The 20,814-nt window shown below is 72.6% G+C and carries 23 protein-coding genes; 15 read left to right on the forward strand and 8 right to left on the reverse strand.

What is annotated here, in order from left to right:
- Nucleotides 1–31: 31 nt before the first annotated feature.
- The 4 genes from ITJ48_RS15435 to ITJ48_RS15450 all read right to left on the reverse strand — a co-directional run bounded on the left by ITJ48_RS15435 (nucleotide 32) and on the right by ITJ48_RS15450 (nucleotide 4,879).
- On the reverse strand, nucleotides 32–1,549 hold the full coding sequence (locus tag ITJ48_RS15435) for a dihydrolipoamide acetyltransferase family protein (protein ID WP_194614320.1): 1,518 nt from the start codon (nucleotides 1,547–1,549) through the stop codon (nucleotides 32–34).
- A 13-nt stretch (nucleotides 1,550–1,562) separates the two neighbouring features.
- Nucleotides 1,563–2,528 (reverse strand): alpha-ketoacid dehydrogenase subunit beta, encoded by a 966-nt coding sequence (locus ITJ48_RS15440; RefSeq protein ID WP_228507425.1) that lies wholly within the window; start codon nucleotides 2,526–2,528, stop codon nucleotides 1,563–1,565.
- Between the two features lie 92 nt (nucleotides 2,529–2,620).
- Nucleotides 2,621–3,778, reverse strand: a complete 1,158-nt coding sequence (locus ITJ48_RS15445) for a thiamine pyrophosphate-dependent dehydrogenase E1 component subunit alpha (protein WP_194614322.1) — start codon at nucleotides 3,776–3,778, stop codon at nucleotides 2,621–2,623.
- A 30-nt stretch (nucleotides 3,779–3,808) separates the two neighbouring features.
- Nucleotides 3,809–4,879 carry a histidinol-phosphate transaminase gene (locus tag ITJ48_RS15450; protein WP_194614323.1) on the reverse strand — a complete coding sequence of 357 codons (1,071 nt, stop codon included), beginning with the start codon at nucleotides 4,877–4,879 and terminating at the stop codon, nucleotides 3,809–3,811.
- 30 nt (nucleotides 4,880–4,909) lie between these two features.
- Here ITJ48_RS15450 and ITJ48_RS15455 point away from each other — a divergent pair, with 30 nt between their 5' ends.
- The 3 genes from ITJ48_RS15455 to purB are packed head-to-tail and all read left to right on the forward strand — an operon-like array spanning nucleotide 4,910 to nucleotide 7,193.
- Nucleotides 4,910–5,314, forward strand: a complete 405-nt coding sequence (locus tag ITJ48_RS15455) for a phage holin family protein (RefSeq protein WP_123548496.1) — start codon at nucleotides 4,910–4,912, stop codon at nucleotides 5,312–5,314.
- Between the two features lie 50 nt (nucleotides 5,315–5,364).
- Nucleotides 5,365–5,814, forward strand: coding sequence for a low molecular weight protein-tyrosine-phosphatase (locus ITJ48_RS15460; protein WP_194614523.1), 450 nt, complete (start codon nucleotides 5,365–5,367; stop codon nucleotides 5,812–5,814).
- Nucleotides 5,811–7,193 carry an adenylosuccinate lyase gene (gene purB / locus ITJ48_RS15465; RefSeq protein ID WP_194614324.1) on the forward strand — a complete coding sequence of 461 codons (1,383 nt, stop codon included), beginning with the start codon at nucleotides 5,811–5,813 and terminating at the stop codon, nucleotides 7,191–7,193. The genes ITJ48_RS15460 and purB overlap by 4 nt, the downstream gene beginning before the upstream one ends.
- 346 nt (nucleotides 7,194–7,539) lie before the next feature.
- Here the strand turns inward: purB and ITJ48_RS15470 are convergent, their stop codons facing one another.
- Together ITJ48_RS15470 and ITJ48_RS16365 are read right to left on the reverse strand one after the other, a co-directional pair.
- Nucleotides 7,540–7,785, reverse strand: a complete 246-nt coding sequence (locus tag ITJ48_RS15470) for a hypothetical protein (protein ID WP_123548498.1) — start codon at nucleotides 7,783–7,785, stop codon at nucleotides 7,540–7,542.
- On the reverse strand, nucleotides 7,782–8,564 hold the full coding sequence (locus ITJ48_RS16365) for a DUF308 domain-containing protein (protein WP_370544954.1): 783 nt from the start codon (nucleotides 8,562–8,564) through the stop codon (nucleotides 7,782–7,784). Before ITJ48_RS16365 ends, ITJ48_RS15470 begins: the two co-directional genes overlap by 4 nt.
- 322 nt (nucleotides 8,565–8,886) lie before the next feature.
- Here ITJ48_RS16365 and ITJ48_RS15480 point away from each other — a divergent pair, with 322 nt between their 5' ends.
- On the forward strand, nucleotides 8,887–10,002 hold the full coding sequence (locus ITJ48_RS15480; protein WP_192043001.1) for an acyl-CoA desaturase: 1,116 nt from the start codon (nucleotides 8,887–8,889) through the stop codon (nucleotides 10,000–10,002).
- Nucleotides 10,003–10,075: 73 nt separating this feature from the next.
- On the opposite strand, the gene idi is transcribed toward ITJ48_RS15480, so the two are convergent.
- A complete protein-coding gene (gene idi / locus ITJ48_RS15485; RefSeq protein ID WP_194614325.1) occupies nucleotides 10,076–10,654 on the reverse strand; it encodes an isopentenyl-diphosphate Delta-isomerase in 579 nt (192 codons plus the stop codon).
- 18 nt (nucleotides 10,655–10,672) lie between these two features.
- Between idi and ITJ48_RS15490 the strand changes: the two genes are divergently transcribed.
- The 6 genes from ITJ48_RS15490 to ITJ48_RS15515 are packed head-to-tail and all read left to right on the forward strand — an operon-like array spanning nucleotide 10,673 to nucleotide 16,070.
- Nucleotides 10,673–11,788, forward strand: coding sequence for a polyprenyl synthetase family protein (locus ITJ48_RS15490; RefSeq protein ID WP_194614326.1), 1,116 nt, complete (start codon nucleotides 10,673–10,675; stop codon nucleotides 11,786–11,788).
- Nucleotides 11,785–12,687 carry a phytoene/squalene synthase family protein gene (locus ITJ48_RS15495; protein WP_194614327.1) on the forward strand — a complete coding sequence of 301 codons (903 nt, stop codon included), beginning with the start codon at nucleotides 11,785–11,787 and terminating at the stop codon, nucleotides 12,685–12,687. Before ITJ48_RS15490 ends, ITJ48_RS15495 begins: the two co-directional genes overlap by 4 nt.
- Nucleotides 12,684–14,366, forward strand: coding sequence for a phytoene desaturase family protein (gene crtI, locus ITJ48_RS15500; RefSeq protein ID WP_370544955.1), 1,683 nt, complete (start codon nucleotides 12,684–12,686; stop codon nucleotides 14,364–14,366). Before ITJ48_RS15495 ends, crtI begins: the two co-directional genes overlap by 4 nt.
- Nucleotides 14,366–14,731 (forward strand): lycopene cyclase domain-containing protein, encoded by a 366-nt coding sequence (locus tag ITJ48_RS15505; protein WP_194614328.1) that lies wholly within the window; start codon nucleotides 14,366–14,368, stop codon nucleotides 14,729–14,731. Before crtI ends, ITJ48_RS15505 begins: the two co-directional genes overlap by 1 nt.
- A complete protein-coding gene (locus ITJ48_RS15510; RefSeq protein WP_194614329.1) occupies nucleotides 14,728–15,171 on the forward strand; it encodes a lycopene cyclase domain-containing protein in 444 nt (147 codons plus the stop codon). The genes ITJ48_RS15505 and ITJ48_RS15510 overlap by 4 nt, the downstream gene beginning before the upstream one ends.
- Complete coding sequence (locus ITJ48_RS15515) at nucleotides 15,168–16,070, forward strand: prenyltransferase (protein WP_194614330.1); 903 nt, start codon at nucleotides 15,168–15,170, stop codon at nucleotides 16,068–16,070. Before ITJ48_RS15510 ends, ITJ48_RS15515 begins: the two co-directional genes overlap by 4 nt.
- Before the next feature lie 12 nt (nucleotides 16,071–16,082).
- Here the strand turns inward: ITJ48_RS15515 and ITJ48_RS15520 are convergent, their stop codons facing one another.
- A complete protein-coding gene (locus tag ITJ48_RS15520; protein ID WP_194614331.1) occupies nucleotides 16,083–16,610 on the reverse strand; it encodes a MarR family winged helix-turn-helix transcriptional regulator in 528 nt (175 codons plus the stop codon).
- A gap of 61 nt (nucleotides 16,611–16,671) precedes the next feature.
- On the opposite strand from ITJ48_RS15520, the gene ITJ48_RS15525 reads away from it, so the two are divergent.
- From ITJ48_RS15525 to ITJ48_RS15545, 5 genes are all read left to right on the forward strand, one after another.
- On the forward strand, nucleotides 16,672–18,222 hold the full coding sequence (locus ITJ48_RS15525) for a glycosyltransferase 87 family protein (RefSeq protein WP_194614332.1): 1,551 nt from the start codon (nucleotides 16,672–16,674) through the stop codon (nucleotides 18,220–18,222).
- A 125-nt stretch (nucleotides 18,223–18,347) separates the two neighbouring features.
- Nucleotides 18,348–18,704 (forward strand): YtxH domain-containing protein, encoded by a 357-nt coding sequence (locus ITJ48_RS15530; protein WP_194614333.1) that lies wholly within the window; start codon nucleotides 18,348–18,350, stop codon nucleotides 18,702–18,704.
- Nucleotides 18,697–19,137, forward strand: coding sequence for a phage holin family protein (locus ITJ48_RS15535; protein WP_194614334.1), 441 nt, complete (start codon nucleotides 18,697–18,699; stop codon nucleotides 19,135–19,137). The genes ITJ48_RS15530 and ITJ48_RS15535 overlap by 8 nt, the downstream gene beginning before the upstream one ends.
- Nucleotides 19,137–19,412, forward strand: a complete 276-nt coding sequence (locus tag ITJ48_RS15540; RefSeq protein WP_194614335.1) for a DUF3618 domain-containing protein — start codon at nucleotides 19,137–19,139, stop codon at nucleotides 19,410–19,412. Before ITJ48_RS15535 ends, ITJ48_RS15540 begins: the two co-directional genes overlap by 1 nt.
- A 169-nt stretch (nucleotides 19,413–19,581) precedes the next feature.
- Entirely contained in the window at nucleotides 19,582–20,814 is a 1,233-nt protein-coding gene (locus tag ITJ48_RS15545; protein ID WP_228506936.1) for a YihY/virulence factor BrkB family protein, read from the forward strand.

Below are 20,814 nucleotides of genomic sequence, written 5' to 3' on the forward strand. Positions count from 1 at the left end.
CCGCGACGGGCGGAGCCGAGGAAGCGCGCGCTCAGTCGAGCAGGAGGGCCGGCTCCTCGAGCACGCTCGCCACGTCGGCCACGAACCGGCTCGCCACGTCGCCGTCGACGACGCGGTGGTCGAAGCTCGCGCCGATCGTCGTCACCATGCGCGACCGCACCTCGCCGTCCACGACCCACGGCTTCGCCTTGATCGTGCCGAGGGCGACGATGGCGACCTCGCCCGGGTTGAGGATCGGCGTGCCGGTGTCCATGCCGAAGACGCCGATGTTCGTGATCGTGATGGTGCCGTCGCGCATGTCGGCCGGGCTCGTCTTGCCGTCGCGAGCCGTGAGGGTCAGCTGCTCGAGCGCCTGGGCGAGCTCGAGCAGGCTCATCGACTGCGCCTCCTTGACGTTCGGCACGATCAGGCCGCGGGGCGTCGCCGCGGCGATGCCGAGGTTGACGAAGTGGTGCACGAGGATCTCGCGGTCGGTCCAGGCCGAGTTCACCATGGGGTTGCGGCGCACGGCCCAGATGATGGCCTTGGCCATGATCAGCAACGGCGAGACCTTGACGCCCGCGAACTGCGGCGACGCCTTGAGGCGCTTGACGAACTCCATCGTGCGGGTCGCGTCGACGTCGACGAAGAGGCTGACGTGCGGCGCGGTGAAGGCCGACGAGGTCATCGCCGCGGCGATCGCCTTGCGGACGCCCTTGACGGGGATGCGCTCGACACGCTCCTCGCTCCACTCGGGGGTCTCGATGTTCCGGAACACGCTCGCCTGCTGCGCGTGGCGGATGACGTCGTCGCGCGTGACCTCGCCCGCGAGGCCGGTCGGCTGCACGGTCGCGAGGTCGACCTCGAGGTCCTTCGCGAGCTTGCGGATCGGCGGCTTCGCGATGATCGGCAGCGCGAGCGCGGCGGGCACCGAGGTCGTCGGCCGGCGGCGGGCCTGCTCGGCCACGCGCAGCTGGCGCGCGTCGACCTCGCCCTGCGACGGCTTGCGGCGACGGGTCTGGCCGTGGCCGCCCGCGGCGCCGTAGCCCACGAGCACCGCTCCCGAGCCGGAGTCGACGTCGGCCGACGGGGACGACGCAGCGGCCGTCGACGCGGCGGACGGCACGGAGCCCGTGCTGCCGGACGCGGCCACCTCGTCGGCCGAGGGCGCAGGAGGCGCGGGCGGGGCAGCAGGGGCGGGCGCGGACTGGCGAGCGCGCTGCTCGGAGAGCGCCGCCTCCTCCTGCGCGATGATCTGGGCGGTGCGGGCCAGCGCGCCCGACTCGCCGGACGCGGCCTCGGCGGCCCGGTCGGACGGCGTGGCCGGCCCGGTGCCGTCGGCGATGGTGATGATCGGGGTGCCGACGTCGACGGTCTCGCCGCTGGCGACGAGCACGCTCTCGACGACGCCCGCGTAGGGCGAGGGCAGCTCGACGAGCGACTTGGCGGTCTCGATCTCGACCAGCACCTGGTTGATCTGGACGGTGTCGCCGGGGGCGACCTTCCACTCGACGATCTCGGCCTCGGTCAGGCCCTCGCCGACGTCGGGAAGGGAGAACTCACTGGTCACGGAGGTGTTCCTCTCAGTACGCGAGAGCGCGGTCGACGGCCTCGAGCACGCGGTCGGCGTCGGGCAGGTAGAGGGTCTCGAGCTTGGCGGGCGGGAAGGGCGTGTCGAACCCGCTCACGCGCAGCACCGGGGCCTCGAGCGAGTAGAACGCCTTCTCGGCGACGGTCGCGGCGATCTCGGAGCCGACGCTGACGAAGCCGGGCGCCTCCTGTGCGACGACGAGGCGGCCGGTCTTGCGGACCGACTCGAGGATCGGCGCGTAGTCGATCGGCGACAGCGACCGCAGGTCGACGACCTCGGCCGAGATGCCCTCGGCGGCCGCGATCTCGGCGGCCTGCAGCAGCACGCTCACCATGGCGCCGTGGCCGAGCAGCGTGACCTCGGTGCCGGTGCGGACGACGCGGCTGGCGTGCAGGGGCGCGTGCGGCTCGGCGAGGTCGACCTCGCCCTTGGGCCAGTAGCGGCTCTTGGGCTCGAAGAACATGACCGGGTCGTTCGACGCGATCGCCTCCTGGATCATCCAGTAGGCGTCGTGCGGCGTGCTCGGGCTGACGACCCGCAGGCCGGCCGTGTGCGCGAAGTACGCCTCGGGGCTCTCCTGGTGGTGCTCGACGGCGCCGATGTGCCCGCCGTAGGGCACCCGGATGACCACGGGCATCGTGACCGAGCCCTCGTGGCGGTTGGTCATCTTCGCGAGCTGCGACACGATCTGGTCGAAGCCGGGGTAGATGAACCCGTCGAACTGGATCTCGACGACGGGGCGGAAGCCGGCCATCGCGAGGCCGATGGCGCTGCCGATGATGCCCGACTCGGCGAGGGGCGTGTCGATGACCCTGTTCTCGCCGAACTCGGCCTGCAGGCCCTCGGTGACGCGGAACACGCCGCCGAGCGTGCCGATGTCCTCGCCCATGAGCAGGACGCGCGGGTCGTCGGCCATGGCGCGGCGGAGGCCGGCGTTGATCGCCTTGCCGAGCGGCATGGTCTCGAGGGAGGCGCGGGTCGGCTCGTCGGCGCCGGCGCCGCCCTGCGGACCGGCGGCCGGCGCGGCAGCGGTGGTGGTCGTCACGTCGCTCATGCGCGTCCTCCTGCAGAGTCGGAGCCGGCGTCGCCGCCGAGGCCCTGTTCGTAGTGGGTGAGCCACTCGTGCTGCTCGCGCATGACGGGGTGCGGCTCGCTGTAGACGTGCTCGAACATCAGCGACGGGTCGGGCGCGGGCAGCGACGTCGTGCGGGTGCGGACGTCGTGGCCCAGGTCGTCGCCCTCGGCCTCGAGCCCGGCGAAGAACGCGTCGCCCTCGCCGCGCGACCGGAGGAACGCCGCGAAGCGGTCGATCGGGTCGCGGGCGATCCAGCCCTGCAGCTCGTCGTCGGTGCGGTACTTCGTCGGGTCGTCGGACGAGGTGTGCGCGCCGATGCGGTACGTCATCGCCTCGATGAACCGGGGGCCGGAGCCCGAGCGGGCGGCCTCGAGGTCGCGGCGGCTGACGGCGTAGCTCGCGAGCACGTCGTTGCCGTCGATCTGGGTCGCGGGCAGGCCGAAGCCGGCGGCGCGGTCGACGAGCGGCGTGCGCGACTGGCGCGAGACCGGCACGCTGATGGCCCACTGGTTGTTCTGCAGGAAGAACAGCTCGGGCGTCCGGAAGCTCGTCGCGAAGATCATCGCCTCGTTGACGTCGCCCTGGCTGGTCGCGCCGTCACCGAAGAAGGTGACGACGGCCTGGTCGACCTCGGGGTCGCCGGTGCCGCTCTTGCCGTCGAGGCCGAGGCCCATCGCGTAGCCCGTGGCGTGCAGCGTCTGCGAGCCGATCACGAGCGTGTACACGTGGAAGTTCTGGTGCTCGGCGGGCACCCAGCCGCCGTGCGTGTGGCCGCGCAGCAGGCGCAGGATGTCGACCGGGTCGACGCCGCGGGCGAGGGCGACCGCGTGCTCGCGGTACGACGGGAACAGGTGGTCCTGCGGGCGGGTGGCGTGCGCCAGGCCGACCTGGGCGCCCTCCTGGCCGTGGCTCGGCACCCAGAGGGCGAGCTGGCCCTGACGGGCGAGGGCGGCGGCCTCGCGGTCGAAGCGCCGCGTCAGCACCATGTCGCGGTGCATCGCGCGCAGCTGGTCGTCGCTCAGGGCGTCGACCCAGGGCAGGAACTCGGCCGTCTCGTCGGTGCGGACCAGCTCGCCGGCGGGCGTCAGCAGCTGGACCGTGCCGGGGTGCCGGCTCGTTTCGCTCAGGGACATGCGGACCAATCTACTGGCGCTCTCATGCCCTCACACGGATGTAGTGCCCAGCACCTCCTGCGCGGCCTGCAGGAGGCGGTCGACGGACGCCGGCTCGCCGATCGTGACGCGGATCCCCTCGGGCGCGAAGGCGCGCACGACGAGGCCGTGGGTCTCGAACACCTCGGCGGCGTGGGCGGTGTGCTCGCCGGTCGGCAGCCAGACGAAGTTGCCCTGGGCGAGCGGCGGCTCCCAGCCCTGGTCGACGAGGGAGCGCCAGACCTGGTCGCGCAGGACCGCGATCCGGTCCACCCGCGCGAGCAGCTCCTCCTCGTGGGCCAGCGACGCCAGGGCGGCGGCCTGGCCCTGCGCGGTCACGGCCAGCGGGATCGCCGTCGAGCGCGCGGCGTCGAGCACCGAGGAGGCGCCGATCGCGTACCCGACGCGGAGCGCCGCCAGTCCGTGCGCCTTGGAGAACGTGCGCAGCACCACCAGGTTCGGGTGCCGCTCGGTGAGCGACGGGCCGTCGACGGCGTGCTCGTCGGTGACGAACTCGGCGTAGGCCTCGTCGAGCACGACCAGGAGGTCGTCGGGGACGGCGGACATGAACTGCTCGAACTCGCTCGTCGTGACGACCGTGCCGGTGGGGTTGTTGGGCGAGCAGACGATCACCAGGCGGGTGCGCTCGCCGACGGCCGCGGCCATCGCGACGAGGTCGTGGCTGCCGTCCTCGCGCAGGGGCACCTGCACGCTGGTCGCGCCGCTGACGGTGACCAGCCCGGGGTAGGCCTCGAACGAGCGCCAGGCGTAGACGACCTCGTCGCCGGGCGCCGCGGCGGCGAGCACGAGCTGCTGCAGCAGCGAGACGCTGCCGGCGCCCACGTGCACCTCGTCGGTGGTGACGCCGAACTTGTCGGCGAGGGCGGCGCGGAGGCCGGCGGCCGTCGCGTCCGGGTAGCGGTTCACCGCGACGGCGTCACGGAGCGCGTCGACGACGGCGGGGAGCGGCTCGAACGGGTTCTCGTTCGACGACAGCTTGAACGCGTCGGGCGCGGCCTGCTTCCCCTGGCGGTAGGCGGGCAGGGCGGCGATCTCGGGACGGAGCCTGACGGGAGCGTTCACCCGGCCACCTTAGGACGGCATGATGGACCCATGCGATTCCTCGTGCGGCTGCTGATCAACGCCCTCGCCCTGTGGGCGACCACGTTCGTCGTCGGGGGAGTGCGGGTCGACGCGTACGGCGACGGCGGCACGACCGAGACCGTGCTGACCTACCTGCTCGTCGCGCTCATCTTCGGCATCGTCAACGGGGTCGTCGGCACGGTCATCCGCGTCGTCGCGTTCCCCCTCTACGTGCTGACCCTCGGGCTGCTCTCGCTGATCGTCAACGGGCTGCTGCTCGGCATCGTGGCCTGGATCTCGGGGCAGATCGGCTTCGGCCTGGTCGTCGACGGCTTCTGGTGGGGCGTGCTCGGCGCGCTCGTCCTCGCGGTCGTCGCCTGGCTGATCGGGATCGTGATCCGCCCGATCGTCGAGCCGAGCGACCGCCGGCGGTGAGCCGCCTCAGCGTCGTCTTCGTCTGCACCGGCAACATCTGCCGGTCGCCGATGGCCGAGGTGGTCCTGCGCGAGGTCGCCCGCCGGGCCGGCCACGCCGACTCGCTCGACGTGTCGTCGTCGGGCACGGGCGACTGGCACGTCGGCGAGGGGGCCGACCCGCGCACCGTCGAGGCGCTGCGGGCCCGTGGCTACGATGGCTCCCGGCACCGCGCCTCCCAGTTCTCGACCGCCGACTTCGCTCGTCACGACCTCGTGGTCGCGCTCGACCGGGGCCACGAACGGGTGCTCCGGTCGTGGGCCGAGGACGAGTCGGACCGCTCGAAGGTGCAGCTGCTCATGTCGTTCGACCCCCAGGGCGCGGCGCAGGGCGGCTCCGACGTGCCCGACCCCTACTACTCGGACCCGGCCGTGTTCGACGACGTGCTCGCCATGGTCGAGCGAGCCTGCACCGCCCTCTTCCGCCAGATCGAACCCGCACTCCGCAAGGGACCCTCATGACGTTGCCCCCTCAGCCCCTCAGCCCGCTCGACGGCCGCTACCGCGCCTCCGTGGGGCAGCTCGGCGACCACCTCAGCGAGGCGGGCCTCAACCGGGCCCGCGTGCACGTCGAGGTCGAGTGGCTGATCGCCCAGACCGACCGCGGCGCGTTCGGCGCCGAGGCGCTCACGTCCGACCAGAAGGAGGCGCTGCGAGCGGTCGTCACCGACTTCGGGCAGCCCGCGATCGACGAGCTCGCCGGGCTCGAGGCCACGACCCGTCACGACGTCAAGGCGGTCGAGTACTACGTCCGCGCCCGTCTGTCCGAGCTGGGCCTCGACCCGATCGCCGAGCTCACCCACTTCGCCTGCACGAGCGAGGACATCAACAACCTCTCGTACGCGGTGACCGTCAAGGCCGCCGTCGCCGAGGTCTGGCTGCCCGCGCTCGACGCCGTCGTCGACGCCCTGTCGACCTGGGCCGCGGACGCCCGCGACGTGCCGATGCTCGCGCACACGCACGGCCAGCCCGCGACCCCCACGACCGTCGGCAAGGAGTTCGCGGTCTTCGTGCACCGCCTCCAGCGCCTCCGCGCCCAGGTGGCCGGCACCGAGTACCTCGGCAAGTTCAGCGGCGCCACCGGCACGTTCTCGGCGCACGTCGTCGCCGACCCGTCGGCCGACTGGCCCGAGATCTCTCGGGCCTTCGTCGAGGACGCGCTGGGCCTCAGCTGGAACCCCCTCACGACCCAGATCGAGTCGCACGACTGGCAGGCCGAGCTCTACTCGCGCATCGCCCACGTCAACCGCGTGCTGCACAACCTCGCGACCGACATCTGGTCGTACATCTCGATGGGCTACTTCACGCAGATCCCGCAGGCGGGCGCCACCGGGTCGTCGACGATGCCGCACAAGATCAACCCGATCAAGTTCGAGAACGCCGAGGCCAACCTCGAGCTCTCGTGCGCCCTGCTCGACTCGCTCGCGGCGACCCTCGTCACCTCGCGTCAGCAGCGCGACCTCACCGACTCGTCGGCCCAGCGCAACATCGGCGTCGCCCTCGGCCACTCGGTGCTCGCGCTCGACAACCTGCGTCGCGGGCTCGGCGAGATCGCCGTCGGCACCGCTGCCCTCGAGGCCGACCTCGACGGCAACTGGGAGGTGCTCGGCGAGGCGATCCAGACGGTGATCCGCGCCGAGGTGGTCGCCGGGCGCTCGTCGATCGCCGACCCCTACGCGATGCTCAAGGAGCTCACCCGGGGCAAGCGCGTCTCGCAGGCCGACCTCGTCGCGTTCGTCGAGGGGCTCGACATCGGCGCCGACGCGAAGGCCCGCCTCGTGGCGCTCACCCCCGCGACCTACACGGGCCTCGCCTCGGACCTCGTCGCCCGCCTGGGCTAGTCGCACGGCGCGGCGCGGCGCGGCGCGGCGCCGCACGCTGTGAGCCGCACGCAGGTCTCGCGTGCAACGAGGGGCCGGGTCCGCAAATGCCGACCGCGGCCTCCCCGATAGTGGCATTTCGCTGTTCTCGAGCGTGCTCAGGGTCCGATCAGTCGGCATTTGCGCTGCGGACCGTCCGCACGAGCAGCCCGCACATGATCAGTGGCGGCAAATGCCGACTGCAGAGCACGCAATAGTTGCTTTTCCCGGTACACGGAGTGGCTCCGAGCCTGACCGGTCGGCATTTGCGACAGGTGGTCGCGAGGAGGCGCGCTGGGGTAGTCGGCGGGGCGGCGGCGGGCCCGGGTCAGTGGCCCTTGGGACGGTCCGACTCGTCGATCTCGTGGCGCTCGTCCTCGTTGGGCTTCGCGGCGAGGGCCAGCATCGCGATCACGACGAGCGCGACGATGAAGGCGATGCAGAGGAAGATCAGCGCGAGCTCGAGCTCGCGGGTCGTCATCAGCACGACGAGTCCGACGAAGACGGCGAACACGCCGCTGAGGCCCAGGAACTCGGCGGGACGGACGCGCTCGCGCCAGCTGGGTGTGGTCATGCGTGCTGTCCCTCGTCCGATGTCGGGTCGATGCTGCTGTCAGTGCTCGTGCTCGTGCGGTAGCCGGCCGGCCCCGCGTCGGTCCGTCCTGCGGCACCGTGTCCGGCCGCGCCGTGCCCCGCGTCCGTCTGCCACCGCAGCGACAGCCCGGCGATCACCAGGAACACCCCGACGACCGCGGCCCAGGCGCCGAGGACCCCCACCAGAACCGTGGACGAGGTGAGCTCGCCCTCGATCTGCTCGACGCCGCCGAGCGGCTGCGCGTAGTCGAGAGGCACCACCAGGAACACCACGCCCAGCGCCAGCGTGAGCACCCCGACGCTGATCCAGTCACGGGCGAGCGGCGAGCGGCCGCGGCGACGCAGGCCGGTGACGAGCTCGAGGGCGCCGGCGACGAGCGCCCAGCCCGACACGAGCGCGACGAAGAACGCGAGCCCGGCCGACGAGGCGGCGAGGGCGACCGCACCGGCGACGACGGTCGTCACGCCCTGGACGACCTGCAGCGTGCGGCTGCTGCGGTCGTCGAGGCGCAGCAGCACGCCGACGGTCAGCAGCAGCCCGCCCACCAGGGCGGCGACGCCGAAGGACACGAGGCCGACGAACGGGGAGTGGTCGCGCGAGAAGGTCACGACGGCGGCCGTCACGAGGAGGGGCACCGCACGCACCAGGGGCACCGGCCAGTACGACGAGGAAGCCGCCGGGGAGCCAGCCGAGGAGGCGCGGCCCCGGTCGGCCGTGTCGCCGCCGGACGGCACGGGGGGCACGGAGGCAGACGGCACGGTACTTCTTCCTTGGCGGGGCGGACCCGAGGAGTTTACCGCCCCCTCCTGGCAGGTCCCGCGCCGGACGGCGAGGGTCGCTCGCCGTCGAGCGAGGGCCGCCCGCGCGCCGCCCGCGCACCCGCGCACCGGCCCGCGCGCCCGCGCGCCCGCGCGAGCGCCCGCCCGCGCGACCGCCCGTTCCACCTGTGCATCCGCCCGGCATCGCTGTGCATCGCCGCGTGCGCTGGCGCTGACCCCGACCGTGCCCCTAGCGTCAGAGGCATCTGGGGCGCACCGCTCACCTCCACGGCTGGGAAGTCGACACACCCGCGGGAGCTCCATGTCCGTCATCGCACCCCCCACCGGCGCCTCCGGCCCGGTCTCGTCCGGCTTCCGGCCGACCGTCGCCGGTCGTGCCAGCAAGCCGACCAGCACCTACTCGGCCCTGCTCGCCAGCGTGCGCGAGGCGGGCCTGCTCCGCCGCCGCACCGGCTTCTACGTCACGGTCTTCGTCATCCTCGTGGCCTGCCTCGGCGGCGCCGCGACCGGCTTCGTCCTGCTCGGCTCGAGCTGGTTCCAGCTGCTCATCGCCGCGGCCCTGGGGATCATCCTCACGCAGTTCGCGTTCCTCACCCACGAGGCCGCGCACCGCCAGGTCTTCGACTCCGGCACGCGCAACGACAAGGTCGGCCGCGTCCTCGCCGCCGGCGTCGTCGGCATGAGCTACGCGTGGTGGATGTCGAAGCACACCCGTCACCACGCCAACCCGAACACCAAGGGCAAGGACCCGGACATCGCTTTCGACACGGTCTCGTTCCTCGAGGAGGACGCGGCGAAGCAGACCGGCCTCATGAAGCACCTGACGCGTCGTCAGGGCTACTTCTTCTTCCCGCTGCTGCTCGGCGAGGGCGTCAACCTGCACGTGCACTCGTTCAAGGTGCTCCTCACGAAGGAGAAGATCGAGGGCCGCGCGCTCGAGATCTCGCTGATCGCGACGCGCATGGTGCTCTACTTCGGCGCCGTGTTCTTCTTCCTGCCCGTCGGGATGGCCTTCGCCTTCATCGGCGTGCAGATGGCCGTCTTCGGCCTCTACATGGGCTCGTCGTTCGCGCCGAACCACAAGGGCATGCCGATCATCCCCGAGGGCGCCAAGGTCGACTTCCTCAGCAAGCAGGTGCTCACCTCGCGCAACATCACGGGTCGCTTCTCGACCGCGTTCATGGGCGGCCTGAACTACCAGATCGAGCACCACCTGTTCCCGAGCATGGCCCGGCCGCACCTGCGTGCCGCGTCGAAGCTTGTCAAGGCGCACTGCGCCGCGCACGAGATCCCCTACCAGGAGACGACGGCCGTCAAGTCGTACGGCATCGTCATCCGCTACCTGAACCGCGTCGGCCTCGCCGCGGGCGGCGACCCCTTCGACTGCCCGGCAGCGGCGCAGCTCCGCCCCCGCTGACCCGCGTCCGGTCCTGAGCACGACGGCGCCTGTCCCCTCGGGGCAGGCGCCGTCGTGCTGTCCGGTTCGGCAGCTAGCCCTGCGGCGTCGGCCAGGCCTCGAGCTGCCAGCCGAGCCACGGGCTGAACGCGAACGGCGTCGCGGCGACCGCGTCGCGCAGCGCCGCGGGGTCGGTCCAGGCCCACTCGGCCACCTCGTCGGGCGACGGGTCGGGCACGCCGACGGCGCGGGCGGTGAAGACCGGGCAGATCTCGTTCTCGACCACGCCGGAGGCGTCGGTCGCGAGGTACCGGAAGTCCGGCAGCACGCTGGTCACGTCGGTGACCTCGATGCCGAGCTCCTGCGACGCGCGCCGGGCCACCGCCTCCTCGGGGGTCTCGCCCGGGGCAGGGTGGCCGCAGAAGGAGTTGGTCCAGACGCCGGGCCAGGTCTTCTTTGACAGGGCGCGGCGGGTGACGAGCACGCGACCGCGGTCGTCGAGCACGTGGCAGCTGAAGGCGAGGTGCAGCGGCGTCGTCGTCGTGTGCACCGTGGCCTTCAGGTGCGTGCCGCAGGGCTCGCCGGCCTCGTCGAGCAGTACCACGAGCTCGTCGCCGCCGCTCGCGACGGGGCTGCGGAGCGCCTGGGGATGCACGGAGGTCTCGGGTGTCATGAGAGGTAGTCTGCCCTGGTGAGCGGTGAACACCAGCGTGCGGCGGCGCACGACCGGCAGGGCCGCGTCGACGGCGACCTCGTCGAGCGTGAGGCGCGGGACCAGTCCCGGGTCGACGCCGTCCTCGACGACTTCTTCCGGCTCGCCAAGCGCCGGGCCGAGTCGGTCGGCTACCGCTACGTCGACCTCTGGAAGGTCCTCGAGCGCAACACGAGCGGCGGCAAGCGGTTCCGCCCGCGCATGGTCTTCACCACGTACACGGCCCTCGGCGGTCGAGACGACGAGGCAGCGGCCCGCGTCGGCGCCGCCTTCGAGCTGCTGCACACCGCGCTGATCGTCCACGACGACGTGATCGACCGCGACTTCTCGCGCCGCGGCATCCCGAACGTCTCCGGCAGCTACCGCGACGAGGCGACCACGGCCGGCATCCCCACGCCGACCGCCGAGCACCGCGGCATGTCGGCCGCGGTCATCGCCGGCGACCTCGCGCTGACGGGTGCGAGCCGCCTCCTGCTGCAGGTGCCCTGCGACGGCCCGGTCCAGGCGCGCCTCCTCGACCTGCTCGACGAGGCCGTGTTCGTCAGCGCCGGCGGCGAGATGATCGACGTCGAGCTCTCGCTCTCGGACGACCTGCCGACCGTGGACGAGATCCTCGCCATGGAACGCGCGAAGACCGCCGTCTACTCGTTCGAGGCGCCGCTGCAGGCCGGCGCCGTGCTGGCCGAGGCGCCGGAGGCGGTGGTCAGGGCCCTGGGCGAGTTCGGCCGCGAGGTCGGGGTCGCGTACCAGGTCGTCGACGACCTGCTCGGCGTCTTCGGCACGCAGTCCGACACCGGCAAGACGACGCTCGGCGACCTCCGCGAGGGCAAGCGCACGGTGCTCGTCGCGCACGCGGCCACGACCGACGACTGGTTCGGCATCCGGCCCTTCATCGGCAAGGCCGACCTGTCCGAGGTCGAGGCCGAGGTCGTGCGCGGCCGCCTCGAGGCCTGCGGCGCGCGGCGCTTCGCCGAGCAGCTCGTCGAGGATCATGCTCGTCGCGCGCTCGACGTGCTCGACGGGCCCGACGTCGGCGAGGCCCTGCGCGACGCGCTGGCCCCCCTCGTCCAGGTCGTGCTGGAGCGCGTGCGGTGACCGGTCTCTCCCTCTACGACGCGACCGCCGACGGCACCGCGTCCGGCGTCATCCGCCGCTACTCGACCTCGTTCGGGCTCGCGTCGCGGCTCCTCGGCCCCGCCGTGCGCCAGCACGTCGAGAACGTCTACGCGCTCGTCCGGGTCGCCGACGAGGTCGTCGACGGGCCGGCGACGGAGGCGGGCCTGACGGCCGACGAGTCGCGTCGCTGCCTCGACGAGCTCGAGGCCGACACCGAGCGCGCGATGGCCCAGGGCTTCAGCGCCAACCTCGTCGTCCACGCCTTCGCGCGCACCGCGCGGGCGACCGGCTTCGGTCCCGAGCTGACCCGCCCGTTCTTCGAGTCGATGCGCGCCGACCTGAGCGCCAGCGAGCACGACCAGGAGTCGTTCGACCGGTACGTGCACGGCTCGGCCGAGGTCGTCGGGCTGATGTGCCTGCGTGCGTTCCTCACCGGCCACAGCTACCCGGAGTCGACGCGGGCGCTGCTCGACGAGGGCGCCACGCGGCTCGGGGCGGCGTTCCAGAAGGTGAACTTCCTCCGCGACCTGGCGGCCGACTTCGAGCACCTCGGCCGCAGCTACTTCCCCGGGGTCGACGTGACGACCTTCGACGAGGCCACGAAGCGGCGCCTCGTCGCCGACATCGACGACGACCTGCGCGTCTCGGGCGAGGTGATCCCGGTGCTGCCCGCCTCGTCGCGCCGCGCGGTGGCGCTCGCCCACGGGCTGTTCGCCGAGCTGAACCGGCGTCTCGAGGCGACCCCCGCCTCCTCGCTCATCCGGGCGCGCGTCCGCGTGCCCGACTCCGTCAAGGTGCGGATCGCGCTGCAGGCCACGGCCGGCCGCGTCGCTTCCGTCCCCGACCACCGACCCCCACCTCCTGGAGCCTCCCTGTGACGACCCCCTGGCTGAAGCGCGCCGTCGGCGACACGAGCGTCGAGCGGCACGGCCGCCGGGTCGTCGTGATCGGCGGCGGCATCTCCGGGCTCGCCAGCGCCGCGCTGCTCGCCCGCGAGGGCCACGACGTCACCGTGCTGGAGAAGAACGACCAGGTCGGCGGTCGCGCCGGCAGCTGGGAGCAGGACGGCTTCCGCTTCGACCTCGGCCCGAGCTGGTACCTGATGCCCGAGGTGTTCGACCACTTCTTCAAGCTGATGGGCACGTCCGCCGACGAGCAGCTCGACCTCGTGCCGCTCGACCCCGGCTACCGCGTGCTGTTCGAGCCCGGCGCCGACGGCACCCGCGAGGAGCCGATCGTCGTCCCGCGCGGCCTCGAGGAGAACATCGCGCTCTTCGACGGCATCGAGCCCGGCAGCGGCGACCGCATGCGCGGCTACCTGCGGTCGGCGCGCGACACCTACGAGCTCGCCAAGCAGCGGTTCCTCTACACGAGCTTCGAGACCGTCGGCCCGCTGCTGCGCGGCGATGTCGTCGTCCGGCTGCCGAAGCTCGGCCGCCTGCTGCTGCAGGACCTGGACGCGTTCGCCTCGCGGGCCGTCAAGGAGCCGCGTCTGCGGCAGATCCTCGGCTACCCGGCCGTGTTCCTCGGGTCGTCGCCGTTCGCGACCCCGAGCATGTACCACCTGATGAGCACGCTCGACCTCGACGACGGCGTGCTCTACCCGCAGGGCGGCCTGACGACGGTCATCCAGCGCATCGCGGCGGTCGCCGAGGAGGCGGGCGTGCGGATCGTCACGGAGGCGCCCGTCACGCGGGTCCTCACCTCGCCCGGGCCCGGGCGCTCCGCCGTCGTGCGCGGGGTCGAGCACGGCGACGCCGAGGGCGGGCAGCACGTGCTCGAGGCCGACGTCGTCGTGGGCGCAGCCGACCTCGAGCACCTCGAGACGCAGCTGCTGCCCGACGACCTGCGCACCTACGACTCCGACTACTGGGCCACCCGCGACCCGGGGCCGAGCGCCCTGCTGCTGTACCTGGGCGTCGAGGGCGAGGTGCCCGAGCTCGAGCACCACACGCTGTTCTTCGCGCGCGACTGGCACGAGAACTTCGACCGCATCTTCGGCGACGACAAGCGGATCCCCGACCCGCCCTCGCTCTACGTCTGCAAGCCGAGCACGGTCGACCCGTCGACGGCGCCCGCCGGGCACACGAACCTCTTCGTGCTCGTGCCGCTGCCTGCCGACCCGTCCCTCGGCCGCGGCGACGTCGGCGGCGACGGCGACCCGCTGATCGAGCGGCTCGCCGACCAGGTCATCGAGCAGATCGCCGACTGGGCCGAGATCCCCGACCTCGCGTCGCGCGTCGTCCTGCGCCGCACCCGCGGGCCGCGCGACTTCGTCGACGACGTCAACGCCTGGAGCGGCAGCATGCTCGGCCCGGCGCACACGCTGTCGCAGAGCGCGATGTTCCGCGCCGGCAACACCTCCGAGCACGTGCAGGGCCTCTTCTACGCCGGCGGCTCGGTGCGCCCGGGCATCGGCCTGCCCATGTGCCTGATCAGCGCCGAGATCCTGCTCAAGAACATGCGTGGCGACACGAGCACGGGCCCGGTGGCCGAGCCTGCCGTCAGCGCGGGCTCGGGATCCGGGGTCGTGCCCGGCGCGAGCGGCGACGCCTGATGGGCGCCGCGTACCTCGTCGCCCTGCTGATCTCGATCTTCGGCATGGCGATGCTCGACCGGCGCTTCGGCCTGTTCTTCTGGCGCGACGGCTGGCGCGCGTTCGTCACGCTGCTCGTCGGCGTCGTGTTCTTCCTCATCTGGGACATCGTCGGCATCGACGCGGGCGTCTTCTTCCGTGGCGAGACGTCGTTCATGACGGGCGTGCAGCTCGCGCCCGAGCTGCCACTCGAGGAGGTCTTCTTCCTCGTGCTGCTCTGCTGGCTCACGATGAACCTGCTCGCCGGCTCGCGCCTCGTGCTCGACGCGCTGGAGCGCCGCCGGGCGGCGTCGGCCGCCCTCTCGACGGGCGGTGACCGCTCGTGACCTACTGGGCGATCAACGCGGTCTTCCTGGGGCTCGTGGCCGTGACGGCGGGGGCCGCGCTGCTGCTGCGCTGGGCGCGCACCCGGTCGACCCGCGCCTCCTCGGGTCGCGCCTCCTCGACCCGCGGCTCGCTCGCCGCCGTCGTGCGCGCGGCCGGGCTCTCGACGGCGGTGCTGCTCGTGATGACCGCCGTCTTCGACAACGTCATGATCGGCGTCGGGCTCGTCGGCTACGACGAGTCGCGCATCAGCGGGGCGTTCGTCGGCATCGCCCCGCTCGAGGACTTCGCCTACGCGGTCGCGGCGCTCGTGCTGCTGCCGAGCGTCTGGACGCTGCTCGGATCGCGGAGCGAGACGGAGGCCGCGAAGGCCGCGAGGGCGTCCCGTCGCGCCGGCAGCGGCGCCGGCACCAGCACGGCGGACGCCGAGGAGGCGCGGTGACCGCGACCCTGAGGGCCCTGTTCTGGTCGTCCCGGCCCCTCAGCTGGATCAACACGGCGTTCCCGTTCGCCGCGGCGTACATCCTCACCGCGGCCAGCCGGGGAGCCGGCCCTGGCTTCGACTTCTCGTCGGTGAACTGGCTCGTCGCGGTCGTCGGCATCCTGTTCTTCCTGGTGCCCTACAACCTCGCGATGTACGGCATCAACGACGTCTTCGACTACGAGAGCGACCTGCGGAACCCGCGCAAGGGCGGCGTCGAGGGCGCGCTGCTCGACCGGAGCATGCACCGCACGACGCTCTGGGCAGCGGTGGTCACGTGCGTGCCGTTCGTGCTGTTCCTGGTCGCGGTGGGCAGCCCGCTCAGCTGGCTGGTGCTCGCCGTCAGCCTGTTCGCGGTCGTCGCCTACTCGGCCAAGGGCCTGCGCTTCAAGGAGCGCCCGTTCGTCGACTCCGTCACGTCGAGCACGCACTTCGTCAGCCCCGCCGTCTACGGCCTCGTGCTCGCGGGGGCCACCTTCACGCCGGCGCTCTGGGCGCTGCTGGGGGCGTTCTTCCTCTGGGGAGCGGCGAGCCACGCCTTCGGCGCCGTGCAGGACGTCATCGCCGACCGGGAGGGCGGCATCGCCTCGATCGCGACCGTGATCGGCGCCCGCACCACCGTCCGACTCGCCGTCGTCGCCTACCTGCTCGCGGGCATCTTGCTCACGTTCACCGACGCACCCGGGCCGTTCGCGGCCGTCATCCCGGTCGCCTACGCCCTGAACTGCGCGCCCTGGTGGAACATCACGGACGCCGAGGCGGAGGGCGCGAACAAGGGCTGGAAGAGGTTCCTCTGGCTCAACTTCGTGTCGGGGTTCGTCACGACGATGCTGCTCATCGGCTGGGTCGCGCTGGCGTAGCGGGGCAGCTGGTCAGCCGCCGAGGTTGCCGACGGCCCGCCGCAGCACGCGGAGCGCCGTCTCGCGGTCGTCGGGGCTGACTCCCGCGAAGGCGTCCGCGCCGATGCCGAGCACCACGTCGCGCAGCTTCGCGTGCGCCACCGTGCCCCGCTCGGTGAGCGAGTGCCGGCTGGCGCCGAGGCCGTCGGTCTCGACCGCCACCCAGCCGCTCTCGACGAGCTCGCCGAGGTCGTCGACCAGCGACTGGTCGTCGTCGGCCGGCCCGTTCGACGACGCGGTCGACCCGGTCGCGGCCGCGGCGGACTCCTCGGCGCCCGGCTCGACTCCGCGCTCGAGCGCCTCGAGCACCTGCCACTGGCGGCGCGTGACGCCGTGCTCGTCGAGCGCCTCGGCGAACCGCTGGTCGAGCAGCCGCTCGACCCGGGTCAGCCACCAGCCGACCGGCCTGTCGTCGGCACCCTCGTCGTCGCGCGTCGGCTGGTCGTCCTCGGGCCCGGGCGCAGCCGTGCGCGGGTCGTCGTCGGAGCTCCGTCGGTCCATGCGCGGCATCGTACGCCCGACGTTCACCTCGTCGAAAGGTGCGCGCCCTAGCGTCCGCAGGGTGAGCTCGCGCGCGCCCTGGACCACCGCCTCCTCGTCCCGGCGTGCCCGGGGCACAGCGACCGCTCCCGACGGGGGCGGCGGGCCTGCCGCTCGTCTCCGCGACGGAGTGCGGCACCTGCGCCGGGTCTGGGGCGTGTTCCGCCGGCAGCCCCGCGCGATCTGGTGGACCTTCGCCGCCCTGCACGCCGCCGTCTTCGTCGCCCTGACGCCGCTGATGCTCCGAGGAGGCGCGGAGGGCGACCTGCCCCTGTACCGCACCTGGGCCACCGGCGCCCTCAGCGAGGGCCGCTGGCCCGTCATGGACTTCGCCTGGGTCTACCCGGCCGGCGCGCTGCTGCCCGTCGTGCTGCCGAACGTCCTGGGCGAGTCGCTCTACCAGCTCGTCTGGCTCCTCCTCGTGACGGCCGCGAACGCCGCGTCGCTCTGGCTGCTCACCGACCGAGGTCGCCGCACGGTCGACGCCCCCGCGGCGTGGTGGTGGCTGCTCGTGCTGTTCCTGCTGAGCCCGGTGGCGTTCCTCCGCCTCGAGGCGTTCAGCGCCCCCGCCGTGGTCGCGGCCCTCCTCCTGCTCGCCACCCGGCCTCGCGTGGCGGGCGCGCTGCTGGCCGCGGCGACGTGGGTCAAGGTCTGGCCGGCCGCCGTCATCGCCGCCGTCGTGGTCGCGAGCCGGGGACGCGCGACGGTCGTGCGGGCGTGCCTCTGGGTGACGCTCGTCGTCGTCGCGGTGGTCGCCGTCGGCGGGGGCCTGTCGTCGGTCGACAGCTTCGTCACGATGCAGTCGGACCGGGCGCTGCAGCTCGAGGCCCCGCTCGCGACCCCGTGGCTGTGGATGGCGATGCTGGGGGTGCCCGGCGCCTCCGTGTACGAGAACGTCGGGCTCGCGACCCGCGAGGTGATGGGGCCGGGCGACACCTGGGCGGTGCACGGCAGCACGCACGCCATGGGCGTCGTGATGGTCGTGCTCGTCGGGCTGCTGGCGGTCGCGGCGGCCGGACGTGCCCGGGCCGGGCGCGCGGGTGCTGCGCCTGCGGGGGCCGACGGGGCTGCCCGCGCCGGGCACGAGTCCCGCCTCGTCCTGCTCGGGGCCCTGACCCTGACGATCACGCTGATCGTCTTCAACAAGGTCGGGTCGCCCCAGTACGTCCTGTGGATCGCACCGGTCGTCGCGGCGGGCCTGTGGGCGGACGCCGCCGCGTTCCGCGCCCCGGCGAGGATCGTCGCGTGGGCGGCCGGGCTGACGACGCTGGTGTTCCCGGTGCTCTACCTGCCCTTGATCGACCTGAACCCCGTCGCCGTGGCGGTGCTCGGTGCTCGCAACGTGCTGCTGGTCGTGCTCTTCGGCTGGTGCGTGCTGCGCCTGGTCGAGGAGGCGCTGGCCGCGTGGGGCCGCGAGCTCCCGCCCCGCTGGTGGTCGCGGCGGGTGCGGTCCGTCCGCGTCCCCGTCCCCGTGGCCGTCCTGGCCGACGCGACCGCCGCCTCCTCCGCGACCGCCGCCTCCTCTGCGTCGTCGTCGGCCGTCCACAGCCGGGGCGCTCGCCGCTCCTCCTGACCGGCGTCGCTGTACCCCTGGCCGCGCCGCTGTACTGGGAATCTGGTCTGTACCCGGGGGTCTGTGCCAGCGTTGGTGTCCTGGGCCGCTGAGGCCCGGTCGACCTCGAACTGAATGGAGCACTCATGAAGGGCAAGATCCTCTTCGTCGCCGGAGCAGCTGTGGGCTACGTGCTGGGAGCACGTGCCGGACGCGGTGCCTACGTCAAGATCAAGTCGCAGGCCGAGAGCCTGTGGGAGAACCCCTCCGTGCAGAAGACGGTCCACCAGGCCGAGGACTTCGTGAAGGAGAACGCCCCCGTCGTGGGCAAGAAGCTGCAGGGCGCCGCCGGCGACGCGGCCTCCAAGGCCAAGTCCGTCGCCTCGAAGGCGTCCGACAAGGCCGACGACGTCGCGGACTCCGCGAAGAGCGCCGCGTCCGACGGCGCCCGCTCCGACAGCGAGGGCGCCGCGAAGCTGCCCGGGGTGAACGTCGGTGAGTGACCTCAAGGCACCGGAACAGAGCACCAAGAAGTCGCTCGGCTCGCTGCTCGGCAGCCTGCCCGAGCTCATCTCCCGTCTCATCAGGGGCGAGATCCAGCTCGCGAAGACCGAGCTCGTCACCAAGCTGAAGGAGGCGGGGGTCGGCGCAGGGCTGCTGGTCGGCGCCGCGCTCTTCGGCTTCTTCCTCCTCGCCGTGCTGATCACCGCCGGCGTGCTGGGGCTCGCCACCGTGGTGGCGCCGTGGCTCGCCGCCCTGATCGTGGCGGCCGTGCTGCTGGTGATCACCGGCGTGCTCGCGCTGCTGGGCGTCAAGGCGCTCAAGAAGGGCGTCCCGCCCGTGCCGCAGCAGGCCGTCGACAGCGTCAAGGCCGACGTGGCCGCGCTGAAGGGGACCAGCACGAGGAGCACGAGCACGAAGGGCACGAGCGACTGATGAGCGACGAGAAGAGCGACCAGAAGCCCGGCCCGCGCGAGGGCGCGAGCATCCCCGAGATCGAGCTGGACATCGCCCGCACCCGCGAGCAGTTCAAGGAGACCCTCGACGCCATCGAGGACAAGCTGAGCGTGCCGGCCCACGCCCGGCGCCTCACGGCGAGCGTCAAGCGCCGCCTCGACGACGACCCGGCACCCGTGATCGCCACCGCGGCCGCAGGCGTGGCCGGCGTCGCCGCGATCATCGCGGGCGTCGTCAAGATCGCCCGCCGCTGACGCGACGCTGACGGACGGCAGGGGGTGCGCCTCCTGCCGTCTTCTGCATCACCGGCACCGCATCACCGGCCCGGCACCTGCCCGGCAGCACCCACCCGGCGACGCACCCCACCCGGCGACACCCCTCTCCGCATCACCTTTCGTCCACAGGACAGGAACACGAGACCCCATGGCACAGACCAGCACGCGCCGGGATCAGACGGCGCCCGAGCCGAACGACTCCCGCAAGCCCGACAGCCCCGACGACCTGCACGCACGGTCCTGGGGCTACGTGCTGAAGAAGACCCTGCGCGAGTTCGGGTCCGACCAGTGCACCGACCTGGCTGCGTCGCTGACGTACTACGCCGTGCTCGCGATCTTCCCCGGCCTGCTGGCGATCGTCGCCCTGCTGGGCGTGGTCGGCCAGGCCGGGCCGACGACCGACGCCGTCCTCGAGCTCCTGACGCAGCTCGGCGGCGCCTCCGTGGCCGCCACCCTGCGCGGCCCCATCCAGGAGCTGATCGGCTCGCAGGCGGCCGGCTTCGCCCTCGTCGCCGGTGTGCTCGGCGCCCTCTGGTCGGCCTCGGGCTACGTCGGCGGCTTCGGCCGGGCGATGAACCGCATCTACAACGTCGACGAGGGGCGCCCGATCTGGAAGCTCCGCCCGACGATGCTCGCCATCACGGCCTTCACCGTGGTGCTGATCGTGGTCGCCGGTCTCATCCTCGTGCTGAGCGGCGACGTCGCTCAGACGGTCGGCGACGTGGTCGGCCTCGGCTCGACGTCGGTCTTCGTCTGGAGCATCGTCAAGTGGCCCGTGCTGCTGGTCATCGTCGTGGTCGTCGTCGCGGTGCTGTACTACTTCTCGCCGAACGTCCGCCAGCCGAAGTTCCGCTGGATGAGCCTCGGCTCGGTCACCGCGATCGTCATCTGGGGCCTCGCCAGCGCCGGCTTCGGCTTCTACGTCGCGAACTTCTCGAACTACAACAAGACCTACGGCTCGCTCGGTGCCGTGATCGTGTTCCTGCTGTGGCTCTGGATCACCAACCTGGCGCTGCTCTTCGGCGCCGAGTTCGACGCCGAGATCGAGCGCGGCCGCGAGCTGCAGGCCGGCATGAAGGCCGAGAAGGACATCCTGCTGCCACCGCGCGACACGGCGCAGAGCGAGAAGAAGCAGGCGGTCGCGGCGCAGGACGAGCTCGACGGACTCCGGCTCCGTCAGGCCGCCGCGGAGTCGATCGAGCGACAGGAGGCGGAGGAGGCGCACGACGGGAACGGCCGTCGCGGCGACGACCACGCGGACGCCGACTCCGACGACCTCGACCGGGCCAAGGCGGAGGACGACGCCGCCGACGACACCGCGAAGGCGAAGCGCAAGGCCGACAAGGCCGAGGCGAAGGCCGCCGCGAAGGATCGCGACTGA

It is taken from the genome of Frigoribacterium sp. VKM Ac-2530 (genome assembly GCF_015350835.1).
Lineage (GTDB): Bacteria > Actinomycetota > Actinomycetes > Actinomycetales > Microbacteriaceae > Frigoribacterium.